General features: G+C 73.6%; 17 protein-coding genes. 7 read left to right on the forward strand and 10 right to left on the reverse strand.

The window, feature by feature from the left end; all coding sequences use genetic code 11:
* Positions 1–482: 482 nt before the first annotated feature.
* Complete coding sequence (locus ACFWRO_RS17245) at positions 483–1,211, reverse strand: VIT1/CCC1 transporter family protein (RefSeq protein WP_384510740.1); 729 nt, start codon at positions 1,209–1,211, stop codon at positions 483–485.
* A gap of 231 nt (positions 1,212–1,442) precedes the next feature.
* Here ACFWRO_RS17245 and ACFWRO_RS17250 point away from each other — a divergent pair, with 231 nt between their 5' ends.
* Genes ACFWRO_RS17250 through ACFWRO_RS17280 form a run of 7 tightly spaced genes read left to right on the forward strand, consistent with a single transcriptional unit; the run spans position 1,443 to position 9,631 of the window.
* The gene (locus ACFWRO_RS17250; RefSeq protein ID WP_384510743.1) at positions 1,443–2,453 is read left to right on the forward strand and encodes an ADP-ribosylglycohydrolase family protein; all 1,011 of its coding nucleotides are present in this window, start codon (positions 1,443–1,445) and stop codon (positions 2,451–2,453) included.
* Complete coding sequence (locus ACFWRO_RS17255) at positions 2,450–3,985, forward strand: ADP-ribosylglycohydrolase family protein (RefSeq protein WP_384510745.1); 1,536 nt, start codon at positions 2,450–2,452, stop codon at positions 3,983–3,985. Before ACFWRO_RS17250 ends, ACFWRO_RS17255 begins: the two co-directional genes overlap by 4 nt.
* Positions 3,960–5,114: an ADP-ribosylglycohydrolase family protein gene (locus ACFWRO_RS17260; protein WP_384510748.1), complete on the forward strand. Its 1,155-nt coding sequence runs from the start codon at positions 3,960–3,962 to the stop codon at positions 5,112–5,114. The genes ACFWRO_RS17255 and ACFWRO_RS17260 overlap by 26 nt, the downstream gene beginning before the upstream one ends.
* On the forward strand, positions 5,111–6,637 hold the full coding sequence (locus tag ACFWRO_RS17265) for an ADP-ribosylglycohydrolase family protein (protein WP_384510751.1): 1,527 nt from the start codon (positions 5,111–5,113) through the stop codon (positions 6,635–6,637). Before ACFWRO_RS17260 ends, ACFWRO_RS17265 begins: the two co-directional genes overlap by 4 nt.
* Positions 6,634–7,554 carry a ribokinase gene (gene rbsK / locus ACFWRO_RS17270; protein ID WP_384510754.1) on the forward strand — a complete coding sequence of 307 codons (921 nt, stop codon included), beginning with the start codon at positions 6,634–6,636 and terminating at the stop codon, positions 7,552–7,554. The genes ACFWRO_RS17265 and rbsK overlap by 4 nt, the downstream gene beginning before the upstream one ends.
* Positions 7,551–8,816, forward strand: a complete 1,266-nt coding sequence (locus ACFWRO_RS17275) for a CaiB/BaiF CoA transferase family protein (protein WP_384510757.1) — start codon at positions 7,551–7,553, stop codon at positions 8,814–8,816. Before rbsK ends, ACFWRO_RS17275 begins: the two co-directional genes overlap by 4 nt.
* Positions 8,813–9,631, forward strand: coding sequence for an HpcH/HpaI aldolase/citrate lyase family protein (locus tag ACFWRO_RS17280; RefSeq protein WP_384510760.1), 819 nt, complete (start codon positions 8,813–8,815; stop codon positions 9,629–9,631). Before ACFWRO_RS17275 ends, ACFWRO_RS17280 begins: the two co-directional genes overlap by 4 nt.
* A 71-nt stretch (positions 9,632–9,702) precedes the next feature.
* Here ACFWRO_RS17280 and lgt read toward each other — a convergent pair whose 3' ends face one another.
* The 9 genes from lgt to ACFWRO_RS17325 form a co-directional block, all read right to left on the reverse strand.
* Entirely contained in the window at positions 9,703–10,665 is a 963-nt protein-coding gene (gene lgt / locus ACFWRO_RS17285) for a prolipoprotein diacylglyceryl transferase (RefSeq protein WP_384510762.1), read from the reverse strand.
* A gap of 118 nt (positions 10,666–10,783) precedes the next feature.
* A complete protein-coding gene (locus ACFWRO_RS17290) occupies positions 10,784–11,611 on the reverse strand; it encodes a DsbA family protein (RefSeq protein WP_384510765.1) in 828 nt (275 codons plus the stop codon).
* A 64-nt stretch (positions 11,612–11,675) separates the two neighbouring features.
* Positions 11,676–12,494, reverse strand: coding sequence for a tryptophan synthase subunit alpha (trpA, locus tag ACFWRO_RS17295; protein ID WP_384510767.1), 819 nt, complete (start codon positions 12,492–12,494; stop codon positions 11,676–11,678).
* Positions 12,491–13,735 (reverse strand): tryptophan synthase subunit beta, encoded by a 1,245-nt coding sequence (gene trpB / locus ACFWRO_RS17300; protein WP_384510769.1) that lies wholly within the window; start codon positions 13,733–13,735, stop codon positions 12,491–12,493. Before trpB ends, trpA begins: the two co-directional genes overlap by 4 nt.
* Positions 13,736–14,052: 317 nt before the next feature.
* Complete coding sequence (gene trpM / locus ACFWRO_RS17305; RefSeq protein WP_384510913.1) at positions 14,053–14,241, reverse strand: tryptophan biosynthesis modulator TrpM; 189 nt, start codon at positions 14,239–14,241, stop codon at positions 14,053–14,055.
* Positions 14,242–14,323: 82 nt separating this feature from the next.
* Entirely contained in the window at positions 14,324–15,133 is an 810-nt protein-coding gene (gene trpC, locus ACFWRO_RS17310) for an indole-3-glycerol phosphate synthase TrpC (protein ID WP_384510772.1), read from the reverse strand.
* A 142-nt stretch (positions 15,134–15,275) separates the two neighbouring features.
* Entirely contained in the window at positions 15,276–15,755 is a 480-nt protein-coding gene (locus ACFWRO_RS17315) for a DUF2752 domain-containing protein (RefSeq protein ID WP_384510774.1), read from the reverse strand.
* A 178-nt stretch (positions 15,756–15,933) separates the two neighbouring features.
* Positions 15,934–16,182, reverse strand: coding sequence for an HGxxPAAW family protein (locus ACFWRO_RS17320; protein ID WP_384510777.1), 249 nt, complete (start codon positions 16,180–16,182; stop codon positions 15,934–15,936).
* A 170-nt stretch (positions 16,183–16,352) separates the two neighbouring features.
* Entirely contained in the window at positions 16,353–17,018 is a 666-nt protein-coding gene (locus tag ACFWRO_RS17325) for a TIGR02234 family membrane protein (RefSeq protein ID WP_384510780.1), read from the reverse strand.
* Positions 17,019–17,028: the final 10 nt, after the last annotated feature.

Genomic DNA, 17,028 nt, shown 5'->3' on the forward strand with positions numbered 1-17,028 from the left:
TCACGCGTGAACTGGTGGATCTCAGGGTGGTTCTGGGGGTGAATCCGGGTGAATCTCTATGGATCTCAGGGGGGGGTCGGAGGACCCATCGCAGAGCGAGCCTCATTGCCCGCGGCGCTTACGCCTCATGCCCGGTGGTTAAGCCTTCGAAACCGCCGGGTTACGGCTACATATGTCGCGCTGTGCATAGTGTCTCACTGGCCGGCCGATCCGCCCAGGGGATATACATCACAGCCAGCATGCACGCGGAAGGCGCTCGGCGCAGGGCGGGAGCGGCCCCCCTGGCGGGGCGAGGGCCCTCGGGAGCGGGTACGGAGACCGGCTCAGAGGCCCCGTGGCGGGGCGAGGGCGTCTCGGAGCGGGTACGGGCCCGGCTCAGAGCCCCTGCGCAGGGTGAAGGTGGGCGAACCGGGCACGGACCGGCTCAGAGGCCCCCGCCGCATGGCGAGGGCCTTCAAGAGCAGGCCGGGGGCCCGCGCAGGTCAGAGCGCGGCGCCGAAGAGCATCCCGAGCCCGTACGTGACGGCCGCGGCGGCGCCACCGAGGACGAGCTGGCGCAGCCCGCTGAACCACCAGCTGCGGGCGGTCACCCGGGCCACCAGCGCGCCGCAGGCGAAGAGCCCGAGGAGGGCGAGCAGCACGGCCGGCCACAGGGCGCTCGCACCGAGCAGGTACGGCAGCAGGGGAAGCAGCGCGCCGAGCGCGAAGGACGCGAACGACGACACGGCGGCGACCGTCGGCGACGGCAGGTCGTCGGGGTCGATGCCCAGCTCCTCGCGCGCGTGGATCTCCAGAGCCTGCTCCGGGTCGCGGGAGAGCTGCATCGCGACCTCGCGGGCGAGCGCGGGCTCGACGCCGCGCGACACGTACAGCGCGGCGAGCTCCTCCATCTCGTCGACCGGGTGCTTGCGCAACTGACGACGTTCGACGTCCAGTTCCGCCTGGACGAGCTCGCGCTGCGAGGCGACGGAGGTGTACTCGCCGGCCGCCATCGAGAAGGCGCCGGCGGCGAGTCCGGCGAGGCCGGTGATGACGATGGTCTGCTGCGAGACCGCGCCGCCCGCGACACCGGTCATCAGGGCGAGGTTGGAGACGAGTCCGTCCATCGCGCCGAAGACCGCGGGGCGCAGCCAGCCACCGTTCACATCGCGGTGCGTGTGGTTGTCGCGGTGGGCTTCGTGCAGTGGCGCCTGAGCTTCGATGATGGACATGGTTCTCCCCTGTTCCGTCCGGCGGGCCGGGTCGCACCCGCCGCCCCCAACACCCTCGAAAATACGCGCGATGTAAGGGGCTCGCCAGCAAGGCAGGCCGTACTTACTAAGGCTGACCTTGCTGTGTGCAACCACTTCTGGCGGGGTGTCAGCCGGGTGACAGAGACGTTTCTTCGACGTCATCGCCTCCCCCACGTGGCACAGATCCAGGAACCGCGAAAGGGGTGCGAGATGGTGAGCGAGACGGGAACGACTGCATGCGATACGCGCGAGCGCGCGAGGGGCGCGCTCCTCGGCCTCGCGGTCGGTGACGCGCTCGGGGCGCCCGCCGAGAACATGCGCCCGTCGGAGATCCGGCGCCGATGGGGCCGGATCGAGGGCTTCGTGACGGACAGTCCGGCGGGCACGGACGACACGGAGTACGCGATCTTCTCGGGGCTGCTGCTCGCCCGGCACGGCTCGGCGCTGACGGTCCAGCACGTGGAACGGGCCTGGCACCACTGGATCGCGGACCTGGACGAGGGCCCGTTCCGGGGCGCGGGCTTCAGCGAGCGGGGCACGCTGGAGAACCTCCGCAGGGGGCTCGCGGCGCCGATCTCGGCCCAGCACCGGCACGCGTGGTCGGACGGCCTGGCGATGCGGGCGGCGCCGTTCGGGGTCTTCGCGGCGGGCCGCCCTGCGGAGGCCGCCCGCCTGGTGGCGATCGACGGCACGGTCAGCCACGACGGCGAGGGCATCTACGGCGGCCAGGCGGTCGCGGCGGGCGTGGCGGCGGCGATGGGCGGCGCGTCGGTGACGTCGGTCATCGCGGCGGCCCTCTCGGTGGTCCCGATGGACTCGTGGACGGCGCGCTCGATGCGCCGGGCGGTGGTGGCCGCGCAACGGGTGGAGCCGGACCCACTGCTCCGCGAACGCACGGTCCGCTCGGCGGTCGTCATCGGCGGTTACCCCTGGACGGACCTGGCCCCGGAGGCGGTGGGCCTCGCCTTCGGCGCCTTCGCGGCGGCCCGAGGCGACTTCCGTACGGCGGTCCTGACCGCGGTCAACATGGGCCGCGACGCCGACACGACGGCCGCGGTGGCGGGCGCCCTGGCGGGCGCGGCCTCGGGCGTCTCGGCGATCCCGGAGGAGTGGGCCACGGCCATCGCCCCGGTCACGGGCAGCTGCCTCCCGTCGATGCGCGGCTACCACGTCCTGGACATCGCGGACCTGCTGACAACGGACGAGGAGACGGACGCATGACCGCAACAGACCCGGCCCCGAGCATGTCCACCTCCACCACGGCGGACACCGTCACCACCGCCACCACCGCCGCCGCCGCCACCACCACCACCACGGGCAACGACCGCCCCACTCCCGCCGCCTCCGCTGTGGGCTCCCGCCCCACGCCTGCCTCCGCTACCGCTGTGGGCGATCGTCCCGCAGGGCAGGACGGGTGGGCACAGCCCACGAGACCGGGCGCCCGGGACAACGAGCCCGCGCACAGGGCGGCCCTCGGGGCCGCCCCCGAAACCGCCGCCCGCCCCGAGGGCCCCGCCCCGGACAGGACCGGCGCCCACGTGGGCCTCATGGCCGCGCACGGGGCCGGCGCCGTACCCGGAATCCAAGGCCCCGCCCCAAGGCCCGCGCCGCGGGAGGCCGTCGAGGGCCTGCTGCTCGGCCTCGCCGCAGGCGACGCCGCAGGCTGGCCCGCCGCCAGACACCGCGCCGCCCGCATGCCCGAATGGACCCGCCGCCTCACCCGCGAACTCGACACCTTCGCCGAGCAGAACGCCACCACCACCCTCCCCGTCCCCATCGCCCTCAACCAGCCCCCCGAGCCCCTCCGCCTCGGCCCCTCCGACGACGCCGAATGGGCGGTCTTCACCGCCGAGGCCGTCCTCGCCGCCGCCGGCCCCCTCTTCGGCACCCTCCCGCCGGAGCGCCGCCTCCGTGCCGCCGTCGACCTCGCCTGGAACTCCCTCGCGAGCCAGGTCGCCGCCGCCGCCGACCGCGCCCCCGAGGTCGAGTCCGCCGTACTCCCCCTCCGCGCACGGATCTCCGTACGCGCCGGCCTCGGCAACCTCGCCACCGGCCTCCGCCCGCCCGCCACCGGCCACGACAACCCGCACTACTTCGACGACGCCGCCTGCGTCCGAGCCGCCGTCCTCGCCCTCGTCCACCCCGGTGACCCGGCCGCCGCCGCCGAACTCGCCGAGTTCGACGCCCGGTACACCCAGGACGGCGACGGCGTCCACGGCGCCCGCGCGATGGCCGCCGCCGTCGCCGTCGCCCTGGGCGGCGCGGACGTGGACGAGGCCGTGGAGGCGGCCCTCGCCCAACTCCCGCCCGCCACCGAGATCGGCCGCAACGCCCAACAGGCCGTCAAGATGGCCCAGGACGCGACGAGCGCCTTCGAACTCGTCCCCCTCCTTGAGCACCAGATCGTCGACCACGTCTACAGCTACGGCATCGCCGCCGCCGAGACCGTACCGGTGGCCCTCGCGCTCGCCCTCGCCGCGCGCGGCGAAGCGTCCGGAGCGGTGCCCGCCGCGGCGTGCCTGTCGCGTGTCGCGGACTCCGCCCCCGCGCTCGTGGGCGCGCTCACCGGCGCCCTCGGCGGCGCCGACTCCCTCCCCGCGACCTGGCGCGACGCCTGCCGCACGCTCGCCGGCTGCGCGCTCCCCCGCCTCGCGGGCACGGATCTGGTCGAACTCGCCGGGCTCCTCGCAGCCACGGAACTGACCACCAGGGGTAGACAATTCCGACATGACCCCCACACCACCACTCGATGACCGCATCACCGGAAGCCTCGTCGGGGCCGCCGTGGGCGACGCCCTGGGCGGCCCGGTCGAGGGCTACACCCCCGACCAGATCGTCGAACGCCACGGCGGCCGCGTCACGGGCATCGTCGGCCCCTGGAACGGCGACGACTGGCGTACGGCACGCCCCATCGCGCCGTACCACAAGGGCGACGGGCACGTCACCGACGACACCTTGATGACCCACGCGCTGATCAGGGTGTACGAGAAGGTCCGCGATCACCTCGACGCGTACGCGGTGGCGGACCACCTGGTCCCCGAGCTGATCTCGACCCCGGTCTGGATCCCCGAACTGGAGGCGGAGGCCCTCCCCCTCCAACGGATCTTCCTGGCGGAGAAATGGCTGGTGGCCCGCATCCACTACGGCCACGTGGACCCGCGCGAGGCGGGCAGCGGAAACATCGTCAACTGCGGTGCGGCGATGTACATGGCGCCGGTGGGCCTGGTCAACGCGGCGAACCCGGGGGGCGCGTACGCGGAGGCCCTGGACGTAGCGGCGCCCCACCAGTCGTCGTACGGCCGTGAGGCGGCGGGTGTGTTCGCGGCGGCGGTATCGGCGGCGTGCGAGCCAGGCGCGACGCCGGACTCGGTGGTGCAGACGGCTCTCTCCCTCGCAAAGGACGGCACACGCGAGGCGATCGAAGCGGTGGCGGAAGTGGCCTCCGGACACACGGACTTCGAGTCGGCGCTGATCCCCCTGCGCAAGGCGGTGACCCCGTTCGACACGGTGGGCGCGGAGTACCGCGCGCCGGGCCTGGGCGCGCGCCGCCCGTCACGCCTGCACGCGATCGAGGAACTCCCCGTCGCCCTCGGGATGCTGCTGGTCGGCTCGGGCGACTACCGGCACACGGTCCTGGGCGCGGTCAACTACGGCCGTGACTGCGACTCGATCGCGACAATGGCGGGCGCGCTCGTGGGCGCGCTGGCGGGCGAGTCGGCGATCCCCTCCACCTGGGCGAAGCAGGTGGCGGAGGCGAGCCGCCTGGACCTGCACGCTCCGGCGCGGGCACTGACGGCGGTCGCGCACGAGGTCTTCGCCCACGACACGGCCCGCCGCCGGGCCCACGAGTCGGCGTTCACGACCCTGACGAACGTCCGATGAACGTACGCCTCACCTGGGTCCAGCCGGAGGACCTCGTCGGCCACGAACTCCGCCAGGCGGCGGAGGACGGCCGCGACGCCACCACGATCGCCGCCCGCTGGCAAGCAGCAGGCGGCCCCCCACCCCCTTCCACAGCAGGCGCCTCCCCCATCCCCCGCCCAGACCTCCGCCCCCTGGCGGAATCCCTCCTGACAGAACTGGCAGCCCTCCCCCCAGGCAAGTCCGCCGACCAGCCACCGATCTCCCCCGACGAGACGCACACCTCCACCCCGCCCCACCCCCTGGCGTCCGGAGCCACCCCACCGGCCACGACGTCGCGCACTGCCCCCACGCACGAAGCCCCGCGGCCCGCCGAACCCCGGCCCGCCCCCACCCCCGCGCGCGAAGCGCCGCGCCCCCAGGGGTACGGGGGCGGAGCCCCCGGTCTCGTCAGGGTTTCGGGGAGGGGCGGGGTGGGGGAAAACCACGCCCTCCGCGACCGGCTGCACGCCGCCTGGCTCGGCCGCGCCGCCGGCTGCCTGCTCGGCAAGCCCGTCGAGAAGCTCCCCCTCCCCGCCATCCGAGAACTCGCCCGCGCCGCAGGCAACTGGCCCCTCACCACCTGGTTCACCGAGCGCGGCGTCCCCCCGCACCTCCTCGCCGCCCACCCCTGGAACCGTCGCTCCGCCACCACCTCCCTCGACGAGAACATCGACGGCATGCCCGAGGACGACGACCTCAACTACCCCCTCCTCAACCTGCTCCTCCTCCAGCGCCACGGCCGCGACTTCACCACAGCCGACGTCGCCCGCCTCTGGCTCGACGAACTCCCCGCCGGCCGCACCTTCACCGCCGAGCGCATCGCCTACCGCAACCTCCTCGACGGCATCGAACCCCCGCTGACCGCCTCCCACCGCAACCCCTTCCGGGAGTGGATCGGCGCCCAGATCCGCGCCGACGTGCACGGCTGGACGCACCCCGGCGACCCCGCGGCCGCCGCCGAGCAGGCGTACCGGGACGCCGCGCTCACCCACACCGCCAACGGCCTCTACGGCGCCCAGTTCGTCGCCGCGACCATCGCCGGCGCCGCCACCGGCACCGCCGACGTCCACCAGGCCCTCGCCGCCGGGCTCTCCGTCGTCCCGCCCCGCTCCCGGCTCGCCGTCGCCGTCCGCCTCGGCATCGAAACCGCCCGCACCACCCCCGACTTCGACGCCGTCGTGGACCGGCTCCACACCACCCTCGGCGGGTATCACTGGGTCCATGCCGTCCCCAACGCCGCCCTCCTCGCCGCCGCCCTCACCCACGGCGACGGCGACTTCTCCCGCACCATCTGCGCGGCGGTCTCCGGCGGCTGGGACACCGACTCCAACGGCGCCACCGCCGGTTCCGTCGCCGGTCTCCTAGCCGGACACCCCGACCGGCTCCCCGAGCGCTGGACCTCCCCCCTCAAGAACCGGCTCACCACCTCGATCCCGTCCTTCGACGGCATCGGCTTCGACACCCTCGCCGAACTGACGTATCTGGAGGCAGTACGCCCATGACCAGCATCGTGGTGCTCGGCAGCACCAACATGGACCTCGTCGCCTTCGTGTCCCGGGCCCCCGCGCGCGGAGAGACCGTCACCGGCCGGGAGTTCCGTACGATCCCCGGCGGCAAGGGCGCCAACCAGGCCGTCGCGGCCGCCCGGGCCGGCGCCGAGGTGGCGATGATCGGCGCGGTCGGCGCCGACGGCTTCGGCGAACGGCTCCGCGCCGCCCTCGACGCGTCCTCGGTCGACACCGACCTCCTGCGCACCGTCGAAGGCCCCTCCGGCACCGCGCACATCGTGGTCGACGACGAGGGCGGCAACGCGATCGTCGTCGTCCCCGGCGCCAACGGCACCGTCACCTCCCTCGACCACGGCGACGAGGCCCTGATCGCCACCGCCGACGCCCTGCTACTCCAGCTCGAACTCCCCCTCTCCGCCGTCACCGAGGCCGCCGTCACCGCCCGTCGCCTCGGCGTCCGTACCGTCCTCACCCCCGCCCCGGCCCAGCAGCTTCCTCCCGAACTCCTCGCCGCCACCGACCTCCTGGTCCCCAACGAGCACGAGGCCGCCGCCCTCACCGGCCTCACCGACCCGCGCGCCGCCGCGACCGCGCTCCTCGCCCACGTCCCCGAGGTGGTCGTCACCCTGGGCGCCTCCGGCAGCCTGTACGCGGCCCGCGGCAGCGAACCGTTCGCGGTCCCCGCCCCCCGGGTCCCCGCCGTGGACACCACCGCCGCGGGCGACACGTTCGTCGGCACGCTCGCCGTCGCCCTGGGCGAGGGCCGCCCGGTCCGCGAGGCGCTGGCCTGGGCCTCCACCGCCGCCGCGCTCTCCGTCCAGCACGCGGGCGCCTCGTCCTCGATGCCGTACCGCACCGAGATCGACGAGGCCCACACCGCCCTCACCGGCCGGGAGGTCGACGCCGTATGACACCGACACCGGCATCGACACCCAGCGAGGAACGCACGGACCCGAAGGAACCCACACAGCCGAACCGAGCCGCGCCCCTCCCTCCCCTCCACGGGCTGCGCGTCCTCGATCTCGCGACCCTCTTCGCCGGGCCGCTCGCCGCGATGATGCTCGGCGACTTCGGCGCCGACGTGATCAAGATCGAGCACCCCCGCAAGCCCGACCCCTCTCGCGGCCACGGCCCGGCCAAGGACGGCGTCGGTCTGTGGTGGAAGGTCCTCGGCCGCAACAAGCGGACCGTCACCCTCGATCTCTCCACCCCCGGCGGCCGGGACACCCTCCTGCGGATGGCCGCCGAGGCCGACGTGATCGTGGAGAACTTCCGCCCCGGCACCCTGGAACGCTGGGGGCTGGGCTGGGAGGAGCTCTCCACCGTCAACCCCCGCCTGGTCCTGGCCCGGGTCACCGGCTTCGGCCAGTTCGGCCCGTACTCCCACCGGCCCGGCTTCGGCACCCTGGCCGAGGCGATGAGCGGCTTCGCCGCCATCACCGGCGAACCCGACGGTCCGCCCACCCTTCCCCCCTTCGGCCTGGCCGACTCGATCGCCGCCCTGGCCACCGCGTACGCGGTGATGACCGCGCTCACCGCCAGGACGACCACCGGCCACGGCCAGGTCGTCGACATGGCCATCATCGAACCGATGCTCTCCGTCATCGGCCCCCACCCTCTCTGGTACGACCAGCTCGGTTACGTCCAGCCCCGCACCGGAAACCGCTCGCGCAACAACGCCCCCCGCAACACGTACCGCACGGCCGACGACGCCTGGGTCGCCGTCTCCACCTCGGCCCAGTCGATCGCCGAACGCGTCCTGCGCCTGGTCGGCCGCCCCGAGCTGATCGACGAGCCCTGGTTCGCCGACGGCGCCGGCCGGGCCGCCCACGCGGACGTCCTCGACGAGGCGGTCGGCTCCTGGATCGCCCGCCACACCCGGGACGAGGCGCTGGCCGCCTTCGAGAAGGCCGAGGCCGCCATCGCGCCCGTCTACGACGTCCGGGACGTGATGGCCGACCCGCAGTTCCGCGCCCTGAACACGGTCACCGAGGTCCCGGACCCCGAACTGGGGCCGATCCGGATGCAGAACGTCCTCTTCCGGCTCTCCGAGACCCCCGGCGCGATCCGCTGGGCCGGCCGCCCGCACGGCGCGGACACCGCCGAGGTCCTCGCCGAACTCGGCCTCACCCCCGCCGAGATCGGCGCCCTGCGCGGCGAAGGAGCCGTATGAGGACCACGCCCCTCCCCCTCACCTGGCTGTACGCCCCCGGCGACCGCCCCGCCGTCGTCCAGAAGGCCCTGGCCTCCGGCGCCGACGTGGTCATCGTCGATCTGGAGGACGCGGTCGCCCCGGACCGCAAGGCGTACGCGCTCGACGCCACGGCCGATCTGCTCTCCGACCCCCACTCCGTACCGATCCATGTCCGCATCCACACCCCACGCGACATCCCCACACTGGCCCCCCTCCCCGGCCTCCGCGGTCTCCGTGTTCCCAAGGTGACACACGCCACTGACATCCACCGGATCGCCGACGCCGTCACCGACGTCACCAGCGGAATCCCCCTCTACCCCCTCCTGGAGACCGCCCTCGCCGTCGAGCGCGCGTACTCCATCGCCACCGCCCACCCCGCCGTCCACGGCATCGCCCTCGGCGAGGCGGACCTCCGCGCCGACCTCGGGGTACGGGGCGACAGCGGCCTCGACTGGTCGCGCGGCCGTCTGGTGGTCGCGGCCCGCGCGGCGGCCCTGCCCCCACCGGCCCAGTCGGTGCACCCCGACATCCGCGACCTGGACGCCCTGGCGGCGAGCTGTGCCCGCGGCCGCGCCCTGGGTTTCTTCGGCCGGGCCGCGATCCACCCCCGCCAGCTCCCCGTGATCGAGCAGGCCTACCTCCCCACCCCCGACGAGCTGGCGGCGGCCGAGGAGGTCGTGAAGGCCGCCGAGGCGGAGGAGGGCGCCCTGGCCCTCCCGGACGGCCGCTTCGTCGACGCGGCCGTCGTCGAGGGCGCCCGCCGCGTCCTCACCCTGGCGGCCCGATTCTGCTGACCGCGAGGAAACGACAGGGCCGCCGGGACCAGAAGGTCCCGGCGGCCCTGAGAAAGCCCGATGGATGCCCGTCAGCCCTTGGCGGGCGACTCCGCACCGTCCGCAGGTGCGTCGGCCGCATCGTCGCCGAGGACCTCGAACAGAGCGGTTCCGCCCTCGCCCTCAGCGGCCCCGTCCTCCGGGTCGGCCCCGTTCGCGGCCTTGCCGCCGACCGGCTTGTCGCGCTCCGGCTCCACGATCTCCTCGCGCCCCGGGCGGAGCCGCGACGAGATCACGATGTAGGCGACGGCCAGGACGAAGACGACGATCGCCGTCCAGACGTTCAGCCGCAGGCCGAGCACGTGGTGCGCCTCGTCGACCCGCATGTACTCGATCCACGCGCGGCCCGCGCAGTACGCGGCGACGTACAGGGCGAAGGCCCGGCCGTGTCCGAGCTTGAAGCGGCGGTCGGCCCAGACGACCAGGAGCGCGACGCCGATGCACCAGAGCGACTCGTAGAGGAAGGTCGGGTGGTAGATCCCGGCCTCGCGGTTCGCGCCCGCGCTGATCTCCAGGCCCCAGGGCAGGTCGGTCGGCTTGCCGTACAGCTCCTGGTTGAACCAGTTGCCCCAGCGGCCGATGGCCTGGGCGAGGGCGATGCTGGGCGCGATGGCGTCGGCGTACGCGGGGAGCGGGATGCCGCGGCGGCGGCAGCCGATCCAGGCGCCGACCGCGCCGAAGGCGATGGCGCCCCAGATGCCGAGGCCGCCCTCCCAGATCTTGAAGGCGTCTACCCAGTTCTCACCCTCGCTGAAGTACAGCTGGTAGTCGGTGATGACGTGGTAGAGCCGGCCGCCGACGAGACCGAAGGGCACCGCCCAGACGGAGATGTCGGCCACGGTGCCGGCTTTGCCGCCCCGGGCGATCCAGCGCTTGTTGCCGTACCAGACGGCGACGAAGACACCGAGGATGATGCAGAAGGCGTAGGCGCGCAGCGGAACCGGTCCGAGGTGGAGGACACCGGTCGACGGGCTGGGAATGAAGGCAAGGTCCATGGCAGGACCGACGCTACCTTGCCGGGCGGGCGTCACGGCAGCCCACCCGGCAACGTCTGAGTAACTAAGAGGATCGACCAAGGGGATCTCGCCGGGCGAATCCGGCCCCCGTGGACGGTCAGCCCGCCGACGGCGAGGCCGTGCCCGCCTTCTTGCCCTTGTTGGCCTCGGCGACCCACTTCTTCAGGTTCTCCGGGGAGATCTGCTCGCTCCCCTTCTGCGGGAAGATCGATTCTCCGTTCAGGAGCACCGAGGGCGTGCCCTGGAAGTTGCCCTTCTCGAAGGCCTCGTTCGACTTCCCGACCCAGCTGTCGTGCGTGCCGTCCTCGACGCAGCTGCGGAAGTCCGGCGTGTCGAGGCCGGGCACCTTCGCCGCGAGCTCGATCAGCTCGGCGTTGTCCCCGAAGGTGTCGTCCGTCTCCGGCGGCTGGTTGATGTACAGCGTGTCGTGGTACGCCGTGAACTTCCCGGCGTCCTGGGCGCACGCGGCCGCGTTCGCGGCGCGCAGCGAGCCCTTGCCGCCCATGTTCCGGTCGATGAGGGTGGCGAGGTGGTACTCGGCCTTGAGCGCGCCGGAGGCCTCCAGTTCATGGATGGTGTCCCGGAACGCGTTCTCGAAGGAGGCGCATGCCGGGCAGCGGAAGTCCTCCCAGATCGCGAGCGTCGACGGGGCGTCCGACTTCCCCGTGGGGATCGCGGGCTTGTCCCCTTCGACCGCGCCGGTCGGGGCGACGACCGGGCCCGCCTTGTCCGAGCCGCCGTCCTTGCCGCCGGTGTTGGCGGCGATCACGCCGACGACCGCGGCCAGGCCGAGGACGCCGACGACCGCGGCCGACACGATCAGGACGCGCCGCTGCTTGTCGCGGGCCCTGGCGCGCTCGCGCTGCTGCTGGAGCAGCTCCCGCGCACTCCGATTACCGTTACCGTCACTGTTCTTCTTGCTCACGTCCGGAGCAACGAACCGGGGAGGCGCGGACGCGCCTCCCCGGTCACAAATCCACCCGAACGGGCTACGAAACTCTGCGGACACCCTCGGCGAGTTCGCCCGCCAGTTCCCTTACGGCGGCGAGTCCGGCGGCCTCGTCGTCGGCGTCGAGCATCCGCTTGACGAACGCGGAGCCGACGATGACGCCGTCGGCGAAGGCCGCGACCTCCTTGGCCTGTCCGGCGTTGGAGACGCCGAGGCCGACGCAGACGGGGAGATCGGACGTGGCGCGGGTGCGGCGGACGAGGTCGGCCGCCTCGGCGCCGACGGACTCGCGGGTGCCGGTGACGCCCATGAGCGAGGCGGCGTAGACGAAGCCGGAGCCGGCGGCCGTGATGGTGGCGAGCCGCTCGTCCTTGCTACTGGGGGCGACGACGAAGACGGTCGCGAGACCGTGCTTCTCGGCGTGCTCACGCCACTGGCCGGACTCCTGGACGGGCAGGTCCGGCAGGATGCAGCCGGCGCCGCCGGCCGCGGCCAGCTCCTCGGTGAACCGCTCGACGCCGTAGCGGTCGATGGGGTTCCAGTACGTCATGACCAGGACGGGCTTCCCGGTGGCCTCGAAGGCCTCCCGTACCGTCCGCATGACGTCGGCGATCCGCACGCCGCCGCGCAGAGCGATGTCGTCGGCGGTCTGGATGACGGGGCCGTCGAGGACCGGGTCGCTGTGCGGGAGACCGACCTCGACGATGTCGGCGCCGCCCTCGAAGACGGCCTTGACCGCCTCGATGCCGCCGTCGACGGTCGGGAAGCCGGCCGGGAGGTAGGCGATGAGCGCGGCGCGGTTCTCGGCCTTGGCCTTCGCCAGGGTGTCACTGAGCAGCTGGATGTTCCCGGTCGTCACTTCGTGTCCCCCTCGGTTCCGTCGTACAGCCCGAAGTAGCGGGCCGCCGTGTCCATGTCCTTGTCGCCGCGCCCGGAGAGGTTGACCAGGAGCAGACCCTCGGGGCCCAGCTCCTTGCCGATCTCCAGGGCCCCGGCGAGCGCGTGCGCGGACTCGATGGCCGGGATGATGCCCTCGGTGCGGGAGAGCAGCCGCAGGGCCCCCATGGCCGCGTCGTCGGTGACGGCGCGGTACTCGCCGCGTCCGGTGTCCTTGAGGTACGCGTGCTCCGGGCCGATGCCCGGGTAGTCCAGACCGGCCGAGATCGAGTACGGCTCGGTGATCTGGCCCTCGTCGTCCTGGAGGACGTACGACCGCGAACCGTGCAGGATGCCGGGCTCGCCCGCGGTGAGGGTGGCGGCGTGTTCGCCGGTCTCGACGCCGTGGCCGGCCGGCTCGCAGCCGATGAGGCGCACGTCGGCGTCCGGGATGAAGGCGTGGAAGAGCCCGATGGCGTTGGATCCGCCGCCGACGCAGGCGACGGCCGCGTCGGGGAGCCGTCCCGCGCGCTCCAGGATCTGCCGGCGGGCCTCGACGCCGATGACGCGGTGGAAGTCGCGGACCATGGCGGGGAACGGGTGCGGCCCGGCGACGGTCCCGAAGAGGTAGTGCGTACGGTCGACGTTGGCGACCCAGTCGCGGAACGCCTCGTTGATGGCGTCCTTGAGGGTGCGGCTGCCGGACTTCACCGGGATGACCTCGGCGCCGAGGATGCGCATCCGGGCGACGTTCAGCGCCTGGCGCTGGGTGTCGATCTCGCCCATGTAGATGGTGCATTCGAGCCCGAAGAGCGCGCACGCGGTGGCGGTGGCGACCCCGTGCTGGCCGGCGCCGGTCTCGGCGATGACCCGGGTCTTGCCCATGCGCTTGGTGAGCAGGGCCTGCCCGAGCACATTGTTGATCTTGTGCGAGCCGGTGTGGTTGAGGTCCTCGCGCTTGAGGAAGACCCGGGCACCGCCCGCGTGTTCGGCGAACCGGGGGACCTCGGTGAGGGCGCTCGGGCGGCCGGTGTAGTTGACCATCAGGTCGTTGAGCTCGCGCGCGAACTCGGGGTCGGCCTTGGCCTTGTCGTACTCGACGGCGACCTCGTCCACGGCGGAGACGAGGGCCTCCGGGATGAACTTGCCACCGTAGGCGCCGAAGTAGCCCTCGGCGCTCGGAACCTGACCGTCGAGGTCGGGAAGGAAGAACTCGCTGGACATGCGACTGCTCCTCGCGGGGCGGATGCCCCGATGACGTGCTGGGTGATGGTCACGTTATGCGCGCGACGAGCTCACGTACGGCAACGCGTGGCGTCCCGGCCCCCACTGTTGTGCCCAGGCTCCCGGTCCCTGCGGTGCACGGGTGCGGCGCCCTCGTGGTGGCGGGGGCACAGGGAGCGGACGCGCCCGCGAAGGGCGCCGTCCCGTGTGCCCACCCGTCCCTCCCCCAAGGACTTCGTCCAGGGGGGACCCCCAAGCGGGACGATTGCCCACACGGGGGTGGGGCGGGGGCCTTGCCTCGGCCAGGCGGCGTTGCTCTACGTGAAGACGCGCGCGAGGCGCGCGCGCCATCGCATCCCGTTGACCTGGCCCGGCTCGCTGCCGATCACGTACCGCACACGGCGCCCGTGGACCCGCCGCGCGGGCGCGCGGCAGCCGCGCGGGCGGCAGCCTCGGGCGAGCGGGGCGTGGGCGGGCGCGGCAGCCGTACGGAGCCGGGTGCGCATCGCGCGCGTCGTCACCGCGGCCGCGCCGAACCCACCCGGGTGGGTGAGCGGCGACGTGACGCGGTACGAGGTCATGGCGGGGTCAGCCCCGCCCGTGGCGCAGGGCCGGGTGGGTGCCGGCGGCGACGAGGTCGGCGACGGCGGCCTTGGGGTCGCGGCCGGTCACGAGGGACTCGCCGACCAGGACCGCGTCGGCGCCGGCGTTGGCGTACGCGATGAGGTCGTGCGGCCCGCGGACGCCGGACTCGGCGACCTTGACGATGCCGGCCGGGATCTCCGGGGCGACCCGCTCGAAGGTGGAGCGGTCGACCTTGAGGGTCTTGAGGTTCCGCGCGTTGACGCCGATGATCCGGGCGCCCGCGTCGACGGCGCGCTCGGCCTCGTCCTCGTCGTGGACCTCGACCAGCGGCGTGAGGCCGATGGACTCGGCGCGCTCGATGAGGGAGACGAGGGCCTCCTGCTCGAGGGCGGCGACGATCAGGAGCGCGAGGTCGGCGCCGTAGGCCCGGGCCTCCCACAGCTGGTACGCCGTGACGATGAAGTCCTTGCGCAGCACCGGGATGTCGACCCGGGCCCGGACGGCCTCCAGGTCGGCGAGCGAACCGCCGAAGCGGCGCTCCTCGGTGAGCACGGAGATGACGGCGGCGCCGCCCGCCTCGTAGTCGGCGGCGAGGCCGGCCGGGTCGGCGATCGCGGCGAGTGCGCCCTTGGACGGGCTGGAGCGCTTGACCTCGCAGATCACGGTGACGCCCTCGCCGCGCAGTGCGGCGACGCCGTCCTTGGCCTGCGGCGCCTTGGCGGCGCGCTCCTTGAGCTCGTCGAGGGAGACCCGCGCCTGCCGCTCTGCGAGGTCGGCGCGTACGCCTTCGATGATCTCGTCGAGCACACTCACGCGAGAGGCCCCCTTCCGGGACGGTGATGGTGACGGTCGTGCGGATGAACCAGGTTCAGCCACGTCGATGGTATCCGCCCGAGGGCCCGGGACCCGCATCCGGCCGACGTGCGTCCCACTTGCTGGGACTTCGCGGGAGGGGTCATGGGGCGAGCGCGGAGCCGAAGGGGAGGTTCCGTACGACGGTGAAGAGGGCGAGAACGGCGCCGATCCCCCACCACCAGGCGGGGCTGATCGCGACCCTCATGGGCACGGCGCGTACGGCGCGAATCAGCCACACGGCCATGACGACGGCGAAGAGGCCGTAGCCGACGACGGCGAGGGCGTTGGCGCCGAAGGCGGCGGGGAGGTCGCCGTGGACGAAGGCGTGGGCGCTGCGGAGGCCGCCGCAGCCGGGGCAGTACAGGCCGGTGAAGCGGAGGAGCGGGCAGACGGGATAGTGCCCGGGTTCGTTGGGGTCGACTGCCCCGACGTACGCGAACGCGGCGACGACACCGGCGAGCGTCCCGAGCGGCGCGAGCAGCCGCACTCCGAGCGCCCTAGGCGCCCGTCGGGGCGCCACCGGCCCGAAAGGACCCGCAGGAGCGCCTACGGCGCCTACGGGCCCGTACGGGCTGTCCACGCCCCCGGAAGCCCCAGACGGCACCTGAGCCCCACCCGGCTCGTCCGTGGCAGAGGCATCGTGGTTCGCGGGGGGCGTCGGCTTCGGGTTCACGCGGTGATTCTCGCGCCTGACGCGCGAAGGCGCAGCCCGGCCTCGCCGGACTGCGCCTTCGCGCGTGTCGTGTGTGCCGCTGCCGTCAGGCGCGCGCCTTCAGCGTCGCCGCCTCGCGGGCCGCGGCGACCGCCGCCGATTCCTTCGGCATGCCCATGCCGGCCACCCTCATCGCCAGGCCGACGACACCGCCGAGGACGATGACGGCCATGCCGGCCCAGAAGCCGGCCGTGTTGGCGGCCACCATGAAGACTCCGGCGATGCAGAAGCCGATGAAGGAGATGATGACACCGGTCCAGGCGGCCGGGGTGTGTCCGTGGGCGCTGCCCGCCATGAGTTGCTCCTCGTTGCTGTTGCTCGGTGGTGGCTCGAAGGTGAGGTCTCGCGTGCGCGGACACTCGTGGTTCATTGTCCCGCACACAGGGGCGCGAGGATGAATCGGGGTGGCCCGACGATCACGCGTCGTGTCCGCCGCGGGCAGCCGAAGCTCGCGCGACCCCGCGGTCAGTCCTCGCGAGTCGGGTCCTCGCCGCGGTCCAGGGCCTTCCACAGGTCCTCGGGCCGGTCCGGCGCCGCCGCCGCGCGGGGCGTGGGGCGCCCGGCGCGCGGGGCGCCGGCGCGCTCGTAGCGGCCGCCCATCGCCGGCCAGCTCGTGCCGAAGCGCAGCGCGAGCAGCCCCGCGAAGAGGATCAGGAGCGCGCCGCCGGCGGTGACGTACGGCCAGGCGGTGTGGCTGAGGTGCGCGACCGCCGCCGAGGTGTCGCCGGAGATCCGGGCGGCCTCGGCGTCAAGCGCGTCGCTGTCGGACGCGCCGAGGAACGCGGCCACCGCCGCGCCCGCTCCGCTGAGCGCGAGCAGGCCGGAGACCAGGGTGCGTCCGGTGCGGCGGACGGCGAAGACGGCGACGAGCGCGGCGAGGCCGACGATCGCGAGCGCCGTCGGTACGCCCGTGACGGCGCCGCCGTCGGCCTCGACGGGCACCGTGCCGCCGCCGACCGACGCCGTGCCCTGGGCCCAGATCTGGCCCGAGGACAGCAGTACGACGGTGGCACCGAGGGCGCCGAGCAGGAGAGCCGCGCCGAGGCTGCGGCGGCCGCCGGGCGCGGCGGCAGCGCCGCTCGCGCGAGCGGCTCGGGGCTGGGGTACGGGAACAGCACTCACGTACCCCACTATCCCTTAC

The organism is Streptomyces sp. NPDC058579 (genome assembly GCF_042718575.1).
GTDB lineage: Bacteria > Actinomycetota > Actinomycetes > Streptomycetales > Streptomycetaceae > Streptomyces.

Excerpts from the sequence above, each read along its gene's own strand:
- ACFWRO_RS17260 (WP_384510748.1), top strand. The coding sequence starts at position 3,960 with ATGACCCCCACACCACCACTCGATGACCGCATCACCGGAAGCCTCGTC.
- rbsK (WP_384510754.1), top strand. The coding sequence starts at position 6,634 with ATGACCAGCATCGTGGTGCTCGGCAGCACCAACATGGACCTCGTCGCC.
- trpM (WP_384510913.1), bottom strand. The coding sequence starts at position 14,241 with ATGCGCACCCGGCTCCGTACGGCTGCCGCGCCCGCCCACGCCCCGCTC.
- ACFWRO_RS17320 (WP_384510777.1), bottom strand. The coding sequence starts at position 16,182 with ATGGCGGGCAGCGCCCACGGACACACCCCGGCCGCCTGGACCGGTGTC.
- ACFWRO_RS17275 (WP_384510757.1), top strand. The coding sequence starts at position 7,551 with ATGACACCGACACCGGCATCGACACCCAGCGAGGAACGCACGGACCCG.
- lgt (WP_384510762.1), bottom strand. The coding sequence starts at position 10,665 with ATGGACCTTGCCTTCATTCCCAGCCCGTCGACCGGTGTCCTCCACCTC.
- ACFWRO_RS17280 (WP_384510760.1), top strand. The coding sequence starts at position 8,813 with ATGAGGACCACGCCCCTCCCCCTCACCTGGCTGTACGCCCCCGGCGAC.
- ACFWRO_RS17265 (WP_384510751.1), top strand. The coding sequence starts at position 5,111 with ATGAACGTACGCCTCACCTGGGTCCAGCCGGAGGACCTCGTCGGCCAC.
- ACFWRO_RS17250 (WP_384510743.1), top strand. The coding sequence starts at position 1,443 with ATGGTGAGCGAGACGGGAACGACTGCATGCGATACGCGCGAGCGCGCG.
- trpB (WP_384510769.1), bottom strand. The coding sequence starts at position 13,735 with ATGTCCAGCGAGTTCTTCCTTCCCGACCTCGACGGTCAGGTTCCGAGC.
- ACFWRO_RS17255 (WP_384510745.1), top strand. The coding sequence starts at position 2,450 with ATGACCGCAACAGACCCGGCCCCGAGCATGTCCACCTCCACCACGGCG.
- ACFWRO_RS17245 (WP_384510740.1), bottom strand. The coding sequence starts at position 1,211 with ATGTCCATCATCGAAGCTCAGGCGCCACTGCACGAAGCCCACCGCGAC.